Raw genomic sequence first — 13224 nt, 5'->3', positions numbered from 1 at the left:
AACCGCGCTATGCTGGCCCAGGCAGCAGCGCCTTCTGACAGGCTTGGGCTGCGGAGTCACCGCCTCTCGGCACGATCCCTGCGCAATCAGCGCGACCACCAGATCGAATGCCTTCTTCTTCCCGGTTGTTCTCTGACGCCGGATGTCTCCCCTTTCCCGAGATCGATCGCCGCACCACCGTGTGTCGGCCGATCGATACACACTGCACGGCCTCGACCCCAACAGAATGGAGTGAAAGCCCATGAGTACCCATGGAATTACCGATGGTGCCGAGCGAGCGATCATCGAGAACATGCTCGACCGCAACCGCGCCGCACTGATCGAGACCGCACGCGGCCTGTCCGAGGCCGACGCCCGCAGGCGACTCGTCGCGTCGCTGACGACACCGATCTCCTTGCTCAAGCATGCCGCCGCCGCGGAGCGGATCTGGTTTCAGCGATTCTGGGCGGGACTGGACGAATCCGAATGCGACGGATACTCCCGCCGCGACGAGGGCACCTTCGCCGTCACCGACGACGAGTCCCTGGCCGATGTCATCGCCGAGTTCGAGCGCGCCAGCCGGCGATCACGGGAGATCGCGTCCCGTTTCGACCTCGACGACACCGTGGACATTCCCCGCGAGGGAAAGGTCAGCATGCGCTGGACACTGCTCGCCATGGTCCAGGAGTTCGCCAGGCACGCCGGTCACGGCGACATCCTCCGCGAACAGATCGACAACCTCGGGGTGGAACAGCCCGCGGCCGCGCGATCACGGTGACGACAGCGGTGGAAAGGGCGGGCACCGTAGCGAAGATCAGGCCGTAACCGTGGGGATCGCTCTGGTGAGATTTGGGGGTACCGGACTGGTGAGATCGCGGAAAAACCAACGAAGTTCGCCTGAACTGGCAAACAGCCGGGTTCACGAGCGTATGCGGCCATGACGAAGCCGGCGACCGGGTCGATCCAGAGCCAGCCCGCCACGGCGTAGCCGACCAGCCCAGCGAAGGTCGACACCGACAGCCATGCGCACAGCCGGGTCTCGGCGGCGTCGGCCATCACCAGGAGCGAGCCGATCGCCACTCCCGCCTTGTGTTTGGCCCGCGCCAGCACCGGCATCGCCACGATGGACACCGGTCAGCGGATGCCGACCCCTGATTTGTTCTGGCGGCGCGAGCCATGGTCGAGAGAACTCGCGTCGAAGATCCGGCAGGACATTGTGTCAGGGCCCAGTGACGGAGTCCACGCAGAACTCTGGAATCCACGTCCTTCAACGTCGCGCTTCGCAGATTCGCGCCCTGAAGGTGGGCGCGTCGCAGCCTCGGATTCCGGTTTCGGCGAACGCGATCGCCGAGTACTGTGTATGCACACACCACGAACCAGCAAGATCCAGCCGCAAAACGCGATAGATCAGTGTCTCCTGAGTACACAACTGGGTCGCCTGACCAACAATTGAGCGCGACCCGCGGAAGAGTCGGAAATCTCACGTCCCGACCAAGGAGTCGACATGCTGGACTGGATACATACGCTGCCACGAGCGACGAGAGTTATTCGTCAGTCCCTGCTGCGTCCGGATTTGATTCGTGCCATACGGCCCGTGACCCTTTTCCCCATCCTGCCTTACGTGGACGGCATCGAGGTTACGCAGTCCATCCAGTTCTTTCGAGCGAGCCAACATCTCACCGATCCATCGGATCGGGGACCGGACAACTCCTTGCGTCTGGTCGCGTCCAAGCCCGCGTGGGTTCGGGTATACGCTGATCCCGGACTTCTCGGTTTGCGCCTGAGCGGGGTCCTGGAAGTCGAAACCCTTGGAAATGATGGTCTTTTTCACCACACGGCTACGTTGTCACCACGGTGGCCTGCCTCGGTCGATGCCTCCGTCAGAGACTTCGTGGCACGACGAAGCACAGTCACTAACACACTGAATTTTGTTGTCCCAGCGGACAAGTTTCGAGGGCGCATGCGCCTTACCTTCACGCTGACCGACCTCGCTGGCAACACCTACGACACCAAGACCTTGCTCGTCCACGCGACACTGCGTCAAACGTTGCGGCTGCGCGGAATTTTGGTGAGCTACAACGGTGCGGACTCCTCATCGGCTCCGACAACCACTCTCAACCTCGCGCCTCCGACCATGGCCGACCTGCGTACCACCGCCGCGCTCGCCACTCGCGCGTTGCCGGTGCGAAGCGAAGCAGATCTGGGCTTCGCCGGACGCATTCCGTGGAATCTTCCACTGGACGATCCACCTCCGTCCGTCGGTGGATGCTCGCTGAACTGGAACGCGCTCATGACTCAACTTGTAGACGCTCGCAATAATGACGGAAACCGCCCCAATGTCGTGTATTACGGCTTGTTGCCAACCGGCACCCCGGTCGGCCCCGTCGTCGGTTGTCGGCAATCTGCGGTCGGCGCGGGTGCGGCTGGTAACCAACGAACGCTGCTACACGAGGTGGGGCACGTATGCGGGTTCCAACACACAGCCGGTTGCGGAATGACCGGCACCACCGACCCCAACTTCCCACAATTCGAGCCGTACTTTATCGGCTCGATCGGGGAATTCGGCCTGGATGTAGCCGACGGAACGATTCTCCCGCCTGATACGACGGGAGACTTCATGGGGCGGTGCACTACGCGGTGGATGTCGACCTTCCGGCACAAAGCTCTCATCGGACACCAGTTCCTGGCGCCGGAAGATGTCGACATCGATATCCCAGTGGAGTGGGACCCTCGGTTGAAGCGGTACTCCGATGCTGAACTTGTTTCCGGATCGGGTGGCGAACGGTATTTTCGGGCTGAAATGCAATTCCATCCAGTCATCGCCGTCAGTGGGATCGTGGACGATGCCGGTCATGTCGACGTGCGATCGGTCGTGCGGGTTCCCGCGGCCGGACGCCCACCCGGCGAACGCACAACCATGATCGCTCGTCTGATCGGATCTGAAGGGCAGACACTCGCGCGCGGGAAGCTGCTCAGGTCGATTTCCCAGAGCTGCTGCTGCGACGCGGCGAACTCGGACGACTTCTCGTCGGGGTACTTCTTCGAAGCCTATCTGCCCGACGCCGCGCGAGGAGCAGAGCTCGTCATCGATGACACCGCGGGCGGCGGTGCGGTCCTGTGGCGGCGAACGGCGCCACAGCAACGACCGTCGATCGAGCGATTCGAAGCGAAGGCAACCGGCGACAACCTCGAAATACATTGGCAGGCCGGCCCGACGAACGAAGAGCTGGAGGCCTGGGTGCAGTACTCCACAGACGACGGTGTGAACTGGGAAGGACTCGCGACTGGCATCAGAGGCGCAAATCCGGTGGTCGATATCGCGTCGGTGCCCAGTGGTCGCGTACTTGTACGGATCATGGTTCATAACGGCTTCGATACGGTTGCATCCGACGCGGTCGCGGTCCAAGTCCCGCTGCGCACGCCTGAAGTCGTCATCTTATGGCCAGAACAGGACGGGGTACTGGTCGCAGGCGGCCCGCTCCGAGTCTTGGGGTCGGTTGCCGATACAAGCGGCAGACCACTCCCCGATGCTTCGTACCACTGGGTGCTCGACGAGAAGGATCTCGGCGACGGCGATGACGAGTGGTTCGACGCACCCGGGCCAGGTACGCACCGCCTGACCCTGTTCGCGCGCGCCCCTGGGTTCGAGTCCGAACGCTTGGTTACGTTCACCTGCCTGCCCGTCCCCGGCAACGAACCGCCAATCGGCGGGAACTGATTCAAGTCTCCTGGCCGTCTACGCGTTGTTCGAGGGTGTTCACGACATCGCCACCTCCACACGGCCCGTCCTCGCGCTACCAACCGGGCAGACGCTCACCGGTGGATCAAGACACCCCTGCGCGACACCGTGGACGTCCTGATCGGCGCATGGACACCGATCACCGGGCAAAGAGAACTCGGCGCGCCGCTGGTCGGCGCCTACGACACCAGGGGGTCGCTGAGGTATCTGAGGTCCCGGTAGAACTCGCCGAAAATACAACGGAAATGCTGGTCAGAGCCTGTTCCCGAGCTGGTAGTCGGTGGGACTGGAGTCCGCCTCGGCGGAGAGACGGAGACAGTCTGACCGTCCGTCTACCAGCATCTTTCTGACATGTCCCGGCCTCTGCTGAGTCCATAGTCGACACCGGACAGTCAGGCGGACTCATATCCGCCCAAAATTCGGCGAGTTCTACCGGAACCCGAATACCGCCACCAATCGCGAATCCCGTTGGTTGTTCCCAGCGCCGCGCCGGTCAGCCGATGCACCCCGAAACCCTCGGGGCACTGATCAGAGCCCTCGGCGTTCCCAGCATCGCAGGCCGGGTCGGCGCGCTGCACCAGCATGTCCTCGAACTGCCCGCACCCGTCGTCGCCGACGCCCTCGGCTACCACCACAAATCAATTACTCGCGCCGCTGCCCACCCTGTGGCCGACTGGACCCGCTACGCCTCCGGCCCACGAGCCCGGAAACCGTCCGGTTGGGCACCTCGACCACGAACCGCTGCGAATAGATAAGTCGACAGTTGATTACGAGCCCTTGCCAGCCCGGAACCCCTATTGGTGGCGGCTGGCAGCCATTGTCGCCAGCTGATTCTCGGCTGGAAGCGAGTCGATCTGGTGGGCGAGCGCGGTTGCAAAGCTGTCGAGTCCGGCTTTGAGGTTGATGTAATGCGGGAGGGAGCGGCGGCCGTGCATAAGGTGCCAAAAGCCTTTCAGTTTCCGTTTCCAGACTTGCTGGACTTCCGGGGGCTGCATGGCTGGGATGGGTTCGCGTTCACCAGATCCACGAAACGACGAGGACCGGCCACCGCAGTGTTTAGCAACTGGTCCGCGAGACCGAGGCGGTCGACCAACTCGCGGCGCTGCGCCGAGAAAGCATCCAGCACGCTCCCCACATGCGGGCCCCATCCGGCCACCACGCTGTAGTGCCGGCCGTTGGCCAGCGCTGTTTCATGCGCGGCCGCGAATTCCGTCACGTCGTCATCGCCAATCAACTCGCCGGGCCGGACATCGAACAGCCACCCGCCACCGTCCTCGGAGACGGCCAGGAAGTCCGGAATATGTTCACCGCGACCACCGGCCGCGGTCTCGTAGGACAACCGGAACGGTTGCGGCAGAGACTCAATCACCGCTCCAGCGAAATCCAGCGCCAACAGCAGCCGCTGCTCATCGAGAGAGTCGAAGCCATGATGACGGCCCGTGGACACCAGAAACTGCAACCCCGGCCGATCCTTGTGACGCGCACGCCAGCCGAACCGCCGAACCGGCTGCGAACCCTCTACCGGCATGGCAGCCAGATCCCGCACTGCACAAGAGATCTCGTCACCCTGATACTGCCAAGAGCTGTCCTCCACCGCGACGTCCACCCTGTCTTGCATCCGAGCCGCTGCCGAACCGATTCCGGCAATTCGGACACGGCGATCAGGTCATTCACTCGGCACTGGTCGGACCGCACCCGCACACCGTAACCTCGTGTTGCCCAACCCGATTCGAAGTCGAAGAATCGCGCAAAGCTGCGACTTCCAGCTTTAGATGGCGGCGGCGAGAGGGCTGAGGGCCTGCTTCCCGCCCGATCCCAGGTGTAGATGGCGAGTGTTGCCAGGTCTTCTTGGCGGCTACGTCCAGGATCTGCGCCGACCGGTGCCGGACGCGCGATGTGTGGCTACAGGACGTTCGGAGCAGGCATGATCCACAAGGAGGCGACCATTCTCGATGCGGCCGATCGCATGACGCGGGTTCGGCGACACAGGAGCGCTGTGTAAGCATCGTCGGGTGATCGAACATCGGGAAAGCCGAGTACCACAAGCGGTGGCAGTCTCCTTCCGTCCAGGTGGCCGTGACGACGACGGTGCGGTGGACAGGATCGACGGATCGTTCACCACCGGCACCATCTTCGATATTCGCGACACCGGCGAGGGGTTCACGCTATGCGAGGTTGAGGTGTCCCCCCCGATCATCAAGCATTTCCCGGATGACACGGGTGAAGACCAGGATGAGCCGGTCCGGTTCGTCGCCGTCGACCCGCACAGCAATATCTGTGGGTCTATCGACCTCGATTATCAGGAGTGGAATCGGCATCTGACCATAGCCGATGTCAAAGTCGACCCGAACCATCGCGGCCAGGGTCTCGGCCGTAATCTGGTCGGTCTCGCCATCGAGCATGGGCGTGAACTGGGTGCCCACACGTTGTGGCTGGAGGTCACCAATGTCAACGCGCCCGCCATCCACGCATACTTCCGTATGGGATTCACCATCTGTGGGCTCGACACATCGCTGTACCGCGGAACGCCCGCCGAGGGCGAGATCGCGATATTCATGAGCCAGGATCTGACTGGCAACGGATCTGACCCGGCATTACCGACCGGCCCATGAAGCAGCCGCCCCTCGCCCGCACTACATTTGCCTCAAGGCCGAACTCTCACTCTCGCAACATCACTCGCTGAAACGATCGACAGCGGACCGACACCGCTGAACGCCACCCATCCTCGGCCGCCAACAAAATCTGGGGGCCGCCATCTATAGCTGGGGGTTGCAAAACCCTGCAGTGGCCAACTATCGCTGCACGTCACAACGGAAAGTCGCCGGGACCGCTAGACGACCTTGGCATCGATCAGCATTTTCCAGATCTCGCCCTGGTCGACGACCTCGACGCCGAGCTTCTCCGCCTTGGTCAGCTTGCTGTCACCGACTCCCGCACCGGTGATGAGCAGGTCGGTGTTCGCCGAGACCGAGGACGCCGCCGTCGCACCCGCCTGCTCACACAGGCGTTGAAATGTCGGGCGGGCGACCTTCTCACCCGAACGCGGGTCGCTGATGGCGCCGGTGATCACCACCGTCTTACCTTCCAGGGGCGCGCCTGCCGCGACGACCGGGGCGAGGTCCTCCGCGCGCACGTCCAGGTCGACACCCGCCGCACGCAACCGCTCCAGCTCCGGGCGCAGGCGAGTCAGGTGGGCGACCAGGGAGGCGGCGACCTTCGGTCCGATGTCCTCCACCGCGACGAGTCGTTCCTCGCCCGCGTCGGCGACCTCCTCCAGGGAGCCGAATCCCGCCCGGGCCAAACGAGCCGCGGTGCCGTCGGAGGCCATCGGGATGGCAAGGCCGATCAGCGCGCGGCGCAGCCCGACCTGGCGACTGGCATCGATCGACTCGATCATCCGCGCGGCCGAGACCTCGCCGATGCGGTCGAATTCGAGCAGGCGCTCCTGGGTGAGGGTGTAGAAGTCCGAAGGACGCTCCAGGATGCCCGCCTCGGCGAGGCGTTCGATCCACACCTGCCCGATGGCGTCGATATCGGCGGCGGCCCGCGAGGCCCAGTGGATCAGCCGCCGCACCGTCTGGGCGGAGCAGGAAACATTGGTGCAGAACAGCTCTCGGCTGTTGCCCTGTTCGGTCACCGGCTGCCCGCACGAGGGACAGACGGTCGGCGCCACGATCTCGCGCTCCTGGCCCGTCCGCTTCGCCGCGTCGAGCACGCCCGCCACGAACGGGATCACATCGCCCGCGCGGCGCACCAGCACGGTGTCACCGATCTTGATGTCACGGGCGCGGATGACCTCCTGGTTGGCCAGCGTCGCTTTCGTGACCGTCGTGCCACCGACGAAAACCGGCTCCAGCCACGCGACCGGAACGATCTTGCCGGTCTTGCCGACGTCCCAGACCACATCGGCCAGCACCGTGGTCTTCTCCTCGGCGGCGAACTTGAACGCCAGCGCGCCACGCGGCGAGTTCGACCGTGTTCCGGCCGCCGCGTAGGCATTTCGGTCGGCCAGCCGCAGCACCGCGCCGTCGAGGTCGTAATCCAGTTCGTTGCGGCCCTGCTCGATCGCGGTGATCGCCGCCTGAGCCTGTACGGCATCGATGCACAAGCGCATCCGCGCACCCTCGACCCCCAGCGCCCGCAACCCTTCCGCGAGGTCGACCGCGGCGCCGCCCGCGGAGGTGTCCAGGTCGAAGCCGAAGAACTGCAGACGGCGCTCGGCGACCGTCGCCGGATCCTTCGCCCGCAGTGTGCCTGCCGCGGCGTTGCGTGGATTGATCAGTGGTTTGTCCGGATGCGCCGTGTTGTAGGCGGCGAAGGTCGAACGCAGCATCACCGCCTCGCCACGCACCTCCACCCGGCCCGGAACATCGATCCGCTCGGGAACGCCGTCGACCAGGGCACGGACCAGCATGGTCACATCGTCTCCGGTGGTGCCGTCGCCCCGGGTCACGGCTCGCACGAAGCGCCCGTCTTCGAAGACCAGGGCCAGCGAGAGGCCGTCGAGCTTGGGCATCACCACCACCGGCTGACCGGGGAAGCGGTTGAACAGTGCCTCGACCTGCTCGGGTTTGGTCGCTTTCTCGAGCGACAGCATGGGACGCGAATGCCGGACCGGCGCGTGCAGCACCGCGGGCGCGCCGACCTGCTCGAGCGGATTCGGGTCGGGCGTGAGGTCGGGGTGTGCCGCGATCAGCGCACGGAGCTCGTCTTCGATCGCGTCGTACTCGGCGTCGGCGACCAGCGGCGAGCCTTGATAGTAGGCGTCGCGCAGCGCCACGATACGGTCGGCGAGTTCTTCGATGCGTTCCCCAGTTTCCACAGCACGCGACGCTACCGATCCCCACCGACAACTCTGCCGCCGAGTGGGCGGAATCGGGGTCAGGACATCGCTGCCCGCCGCGCCGCGACACGCACCCACACCTGCGGATCGGTGCGCGGTCCGCCCGGAGTTGCTGCGCCGTACCGCTGGATCTGGGCGTCGAGGTCGAGGGGCGCGGTCATCGAAGTGCCAGGGGCCAGTGCGTCCTCGACGTGTTCGTCGGGCACCAGCCAGCACACCTCGAACTCGATGCCGTCGGGGTCGCGGGCGTAGAGCGCCTTGGTCGACCCATGATCACTCGCCCCGGTCAGCGCGTGCGCCGCCGTCAGCCGGTCCCGGACGGCCGCGAGCTCGGACAAAGTGTCCACTTCCCACGCCACGTGATAGAGCCCGACCGAGCCCGCCGGACCGGCCGCGGGCATCCTGGCCTGGAAGAGCCCGAGGTCGTGGTCGTTGGCCGAGCCGGGATGGCGCAGGAAGGCACCGCCGGGAAATCCTTCGGCGAGCCGCTCGAATCCGAGCACGTCCTCGTAGAACGCGATACTGCGCGGCAGATCCGCGACGAACAAGACGATGTGGTTGATTCCCCGCATCTCCGGTGACCTCCTGGCTCGATTGTTCTCGACCCCTCACAGTCCCACGGAATCGCCCCTCGGCAACACCGGATGACCGGGTAGCGGGACACCGACGCCCACCCGCGGCAAGCACCGGGCCTGCCCCACGCCACCTGCCGACTAGTTCGACGGACTTGCCGTGCAGGTAGCTTCTTTCCCACTCGGGCCGGCACCACCGGCCGACCGACCCCACGTCGGAGGATCGACGACGACCGGTGGTGTATCGACCGGCGGCCAGGTGGTCCAGGCGGCAGCGGCAGCGTGTTCGGCGACAGATTTTCCCCAGTTCCACATCGTTTCGCCCCTCCCCGAGCTCATCCGTGGTCTCACCAGGCTATCGGGCGACGTTTGCAGTGCGCCAACGATTTTCGGCAACGCAGGAGGGGCTGCACCCCTGTGCGGCAGCGAGAATCCTTACCGCACAGCGGGACTCGCCTAGCTGAGCGTCTTCAGCGTTGCCGCGTCGTACGGCTTCAGTTCGTCGATCCGGCCGCCGACGACCTTGGCCGCCCACTCGGGGTCCTGGAGCAGGGCGCGGCCGACGGCGACCATGTCGAATTCGTCGCGCTCGAGGCGGTCGAGGAGGTTGTCGAGGTTGCCGAGCTCGGCGCCCTCGCCGGTGAAGGCGCGGAGGAAGTCGCCGTCGAGGCCGACCGAACCGACGGTGATGGTCGGCTTGCCGGTGAGCTTCTTGGTCCAGCCCGCCAGGTTCAGATCCGAGTCGTCGAACTCCGGGAGCCAGTAGCGGCGGGTGGAGGCATGGAAGGCGTCGACGCCTGCCGCGGCGAGCGGGGCAAGGATCGCCTCGAGCTCCTGCGGGGTCTCGGCCAGGCGCGCGCGGTAGTCCTGCTGCTTCCACTGCGAGTATCGGAAGATCACCGGGAAATCGGGCGAGACGACCGCCCGGACCGCCGCCACGATCTCGGCCGCGAACCTCGTGCGGGCCACCGGGTCGCCGCCGTAGACATCGTCACGACGGTTGGTCTGTGCCCACAGGAACTGGTCGAGCAGATAGCCGTGGGCACCGTGCAGCTCGACGCCGTCGAAACCGATGCGCTCGGCGGCTGCGGCGGCCTCGGCGAAGGCGCCGACGACATCGTCGAGGTCACGCTGGGTCATCGTCTTGCCTGCCCCCTCGGTGCCGTCGGCGCCGATCCCGGAGGGACCCATGGCCGGGGCGTCGGGGTAGGGCTGCTCGCCCTGGTTGCGGACCATACCGATGTGCCACAGCTGCGGCACGATCGTGCCGCCCGCCGCGTGCACGCCCTCGGCGACCTTCGCCCAGCCCGCCAGCTGCTCCTCGCCGTGGAAGCGCGGCACCCGGTCACTCTGACCGGCCGAATCGTGGCCGACGTAGGTCCCCTCGGTGACGATCAGGCCGACCCCGGCGGCGGCGCGGCGCGCGTAGTAGGACCGCACGTCGTCACCGGGGACGCCGCCCGGGGAGAACATGCGCGTCATCGGCGCCATCACGATGCGGTTCGGGACGGTCAGGCCGTTCAACGTAACGGGCCGTGACAGGACCTCGGCGGTGCGGGAGGCGTCGGACGCGGTGAGGATCACTGGATGCTCCTTGTGGCTACTTGACAATGTCGATGGTTGAGAACTTCAAGCAATACCGACACCGTAGAGGTAATTATTTGAGATGGTCAAGTTTCTGCGGATAAAGTGGTGTCATGACAGAAGCTCCCCGCGTCGACACGGCCCAGCTCATGGAGCTGCTCTCGGTGTCGCTCGGCGCCTACTACGGGGACTTCACAGCCGCGGCGGCGAGTGAGAACCTCACCGCGAGCCAGGGCAAGACATTGACGGTGCTCCGCCGCGGGCCCGTCGCGATGCGCACCCTGGCCAAGGTCTTGTCCTGCGACGCCTCCAATGTCACCGGCATCATCAACCGGCTGGAGAAGCGTGACCTCGTGCGCCGCGAGGCCAGCCCCTCCGACCGGCGCGTCACACGTCTGGTCATCACGCCCGAGGGCGAACGTGTCACCGACGCGATCCGGGCGAAGATGCACGCCACCCAGGATGGCCTGAACAGCCTCGGCGACCAGGACCGCGACCGCCTGTACACCCTGTTGGAACGGGTCTTCCTCTCCCGGCGCTGAACTCGTCATCCGCCCGATACGGGCATGAAGGAACTCCGCTACTCCGGGGCATGAACCATCAGTGACGGTGGGTGGCGAATTGCGTTCGGGCTGAGCGGAATCCTGTTCGTCGGCGGAGGCGTCGGTTTGTATCGATGACATGGCAACACAGGTAGCGCCGGCCGCCGAGAACCGGCTGCCGATCGCCGTCGAAGCGGGAGTGCGGATCCCCTACGAGCGTCAGGGATGAGCGCGCCGCGGATCAGCACGCTGGCGTTCCTGACCCCGGGCAACTACCTCGACGACGATCCGTACAGCGGTCTCGAGGACACGCTGCAGCTGTTCGAGTTCGGCGAGCGCCTCGGATTCGACGGCGCGTGGGTCCGGCAGCGACATCTCGAGCACGGCGTGGGTTCGGCGGCGGTCTTTCTGGCCGCCGCCGCCCAGCGTACGAGCCGGGTCGAGTTGGGCACGGCGGTCATCCCGATCGGTTACGAGAGCCCGTTCCGGCTGGCCGAGGACCTGTCGCTGGCCGATGTGCTGTCGAAGGGCCGCTTGCAGCCTGGCTTCAGCGCGGGGACCCCACCGCATGCCGACCTGATCGGCGATCTGGTCTTCGACGGCGACTGGCGTAGTTTCGACCTGTCCTACGGCCGGGTGGCCCGGCTGGTCGAGAACCTGCGCGGCCCCTACCTCGGCGACGCCGACACCGTCATCCACTCGCCGGGCAACACCCAGCGCCCTCGGCTCCAGCCGCACAGCCCCGGCCTGGCCGACCGCGTCTGGTACGGCGGTGGGAGCACCCGGTCGGTGCGCTGGGCCGCGGAAAGCGGGCTGAATCTGCTCAGCGGCAACATCGTCTTCGGCGATCGCAGCGACGATTTCGCGACCGCGCAGCTGGGCCTGATCAGCGACTACCGCGCGCGGATCGAGCCGTCGCGACCGGCGCGCGTCGCGGTCGGCCGGGTGATCGTTCCGTTCGACAGCGCCGATCGCGCGACCCGCGAGCGGTACCGCGCCTATGCCGCGAGCCGCCACGACCGCACCCTCGGCCCGCAGGGCGAGCGGCGGGTGCTCTACGCCCCCGATGTCGTCGGGACCGCCGAGCAGATCCTCGAACAGCTGCGGGCCGATCCCGTCCTCGCGCAGACCAGCGAACTACGTCTGGAGCTGCCCTACGAGTTCCACCGTGCGGACTACGAGCAGATCCTGCACGACACGGTCGAGCTGATCGCTCCCGAGCTGGGCTGGAAACCCGCGCTCGGCTAGGTCGCGGCGAGATGCCTGCCCTCGGCGAACTCCTCGACGATCTTGGCGCAGAACGCGGGCAGATCACGGGGGTTGCGGCTGGAGACCAAGCCGTTGTCGACGACGACCTCCTCGTCGACAACGGTGCCACCGGCGTTGCGGATGTCGGTGCGCACGCTCGGGTAGGAGGTGAGTGTGCGGCCACGGACGGCGTCGGCTTCGACAAGGGTCCACGGTCCGTGGCAGATCACCCCGATCGGTTTGCCGGTGGCGGCGAAGTCTTTGACAAAGCGCACCGCGGCGGGATCCTGGCGGAGTTTGTCGGGATTGGTGGTGCCGCCGGGCAGGATCAGGGCGTCGTAATCGTCGGGGCTCGTGTCGGCGACGCGCCCGTCGACGGCGAAGGTGTCGCCCTTCTCGACGTCGTGGTTCATGGCCTGGATGCTGCCGGATTTCAGCGAAAGCAGTGTGGTTGTCGCGCCCGCCTCCTCGACCGCCGCGCGGGGCCGGACCAACTCGACCTGTTCGACCCCGTCGGTCGCGAGAATGGCGACCCGCTTTCCTGTGAGCGTCCGTTCGGTCATCGTCGATTCCTTCCGGGTCGGGCGTCGGTGATTGTCTTCTGGTGGCGGTACCGCGGATTCCGGGCCCTAAACAGGATGACCGAAGGTGGGTCGCGAACCGTTCGTGTGCTCTGGCGGAAGGAGAAACCGCAACTGCCGTCGGCCCCGCAGGGGC

11 protein-coding genes are annotated in these 13224 nt (G+C 65.8%); 5 read left to right on the top strand and 6 right to left on the bottom strand.

Translation table 11 applies throughout. The annotated features are described in order from the left end of the window. The first annotated feature begins 241 nt into the window (after positions 1 to 241). A complete protein-coding gene (locus tag ACWF9G_RS15570; protein ID WP_452515959.1) occupies positions 242 to 757 on the top strand; it encodes a DinB family protein in 516 nt (171 codons plus the stop codon). Between the two features lie 726 nt (positions 758 to 1483). Then, positions 1484 to 3697 (top strand): hypothetical protein, encoded by a 2214-nt coding sequence (locus ACWF9G_RS15565; protein ID WP_452515958.1) that lies wholly within the window; start codon positions 1484 to 1486, stop codon positions 3695 to 3697. A gap of 413 nt (positions 3698 to 4110) precedes the next feature. Here ACWF9G_RS15565 and ACWF9G_RS15560 read toward each other — a convergent pair whose 3' ends face one another. Together ACWF9G_RS15560 and ACWF9G_RS15555 are read right to left on the bottom strand one after the other, a co-directional pair. Further along, entirely contained in the window at positions 4111 to 4353 is a 243-nt protein-coding gene (locus ACWF9G_RS15560; protein WP_452515956.1) for a hypothetical protein, read from the bottom strand. A 317-nt stretch (positions 4354 to 4670) separates the two neighbouring features. Beyond that, on the bottom strand, positions 4671 to 5324 hold the full coding sequence (locus ACWF9G_RS15555) for a hypothetical protein (RefSeq protein ID WP_452515955.1): 654 nt from the start codon (positions 5322 to 5324) through the stop codon (positions 4671 to 4673). Between the two features lie 406 nt (positions 5325 to 5730). Here ACWF9G_RS15555 and ACWF9G_RS15550 point away from each other — a divergent pair, with 406 nt between their 5' ends. Continuing rightward, positions 5731 to 6330: a GNAT family N-acetyltransferase gene (locus tag ACWF9G_RS15550; RefSeq protein ID WP_452515953.1), complete on the top strand. Its 600-nt coding sequence runs from the start codon at positions 5731 to 5733 to the stop codon at positions 6328 to 6330. A gap of 218 nt (positions 6331 to 6548) precedes the next feature. Here ACWF9G_RS15550 and ligA read toward each other — a convergent pair whose 3' ends face one another. The 3 genes from ligA to ACWF9G_RS15535 all read right to left on the bottom strand — a co-directional run bounded on the left by ligA (position 6549) and on the right by ACWF9G_RS15535 (position 10717). Then, the gene (gene ligA / locus ACWF9G_RS15545; RefSeq protein ID WP_452515951.1) at positions 6549 to 8540 is read right to left on the bottom strand and encodes an NAD-dependent DNA ligase LigA; all 1992 of its coding nucleotides are present in this window, start codon (positions 8538 to 8540) and stop codon (positions 6549 to 6551) included. 59 nt (positions 8541 to 8599) lie between these two features. Continuing rightward, positions 8600 to 9133 carry a VOC family protein gene (locus ACWF9G_RS15540; RefSeq protein ID WP_452515949.1) on the bottom strand — a complete coding sequence of 178 codons (534 nt, stop codon included), beginning with the start codon at positions 9131 to 9133 and terminating at the stop codon, positions 8600 to 8602. Positions 9134 to 9589: 456 nt separating this feature from the next. Beyond that, on the bottom strand, positions 9590 to 10717 hold the full coding sequence (locus ACWF9G_RS15535) for an NADH:flavin oxidoreductase (RefSeq protein ID WP_452515948.1): 1128 nt from the start codon (positions 10715 to 10717) through the stop codon (positions 9590 to 9592). 113 nt (positions 10718 to 10830) lie between these two features. Between ACWF9G_RS15535 and ACWF9G_RS15530 the strand changes: the two genes are divergently transcribed. Together ACWF9G_RS15530 and ACWF9G_RS15525 are read left to right on the top strand one after the other, a co-directional pair. Further along, positions 10831 to 11259: a MarR family winged helix-turn-helix transcriptional regulator gene (locus tag ACWF9G_RS15530; RefSeq protein ID WP_379311305.1), complete on the top strand. Its 429-nt coding sequence runs from the start codon at positions 10831 to 10833 to the stop codon at positions 11257 to 11259. Positions 11260 to 11484: 225 nt separating this feature from the next. Continuing rightward, a complete protein-coding gene (locus ACWF9G_RS15525) occupies positions 11485 to 12507 on the top strand; it encodes an LLM class flavin-dependent oxidoreductase (RefSeq protein WP_452515946.1) in 1023 nt (340 codons plus the stop codon). On the opposite strand, the gene ACWF9G_RS15520 is transcribed toward ACWF9G_RS15525, so the two are convergent. Beyond that, positions 12504 to 13070 (bottom strand): type 1 glutamine amidotransferase domain-containing protein, encoded by a 567-nt coding sequence (locus ACWF9G_RS15520; RefSeq protein ID WP_452515944.1) that lies wholly within the window; start codon positions 13068 to 13070, stop codon positions 12504 to 12506. The two genes, ACWF9G_RS15525 and ACWF9G_RS15520, sit on opposite strands and share 4 nt — an antisense overlap. Positions 13071 to 13224: the final 154 nt, after the last annotated feature.

The organism is Nocardia sp. NPDC055029 (genome assembly GCF_053608525.1).
The sequence above is the reverse complement of the archived record's forward strand: the minus strand, read 5'-3'. Positions and strand labels throughout refer to the sequence as shown.

Excerpts from the sequence above, each read along its gene's own strand:
- ACWF9G_RS15520 (WP_452515944.1), bottom strand. The coding sequence starts at position 13,070 with ATGACCGAACGGACGCTCACAGGAAAGCGGGTCGCCATTCTCGCGACC.
- ACWF9G_RS15540 (WP_452515949.1), bottom strand. The coding sequence starts at position 9,133 with ATGCGGGGAATCAACCACATCGTCTTGTTCGTCGCGGATCTGCCGCGC.
- ACWF9G_RS15530 (WP_379311305.1), top strand. The coding sequence starts at position 10,831 with ATGACAGAAGCTCCCCGCGTCGACACGGCCCAGCTCATGGAGCTGCTC.
- ACWF9G_RS15525 (WP_452515946.1), top strand. The coding sequence starts at position 11,485 with ATGAGCGCGCCGCGGATCAGCACGCTGGCGTTCCTGACCCCGGGCAAC.
- ACWF9G_RS15565 (WP_452515958.1), top strand. The coding sequence starts at position 1,484 with ATGCTGGACTGGATACATACGCTGCCACGAGCGACGAGAGTTATTCGT.
- ACWF9G_RS15570 (WP_452515959.1), top strand. The coding sequence starts at position 242 with ATGAGTACCCATGGAATTACCGATGGTGCCGAGCGAGCGATCATCGAG.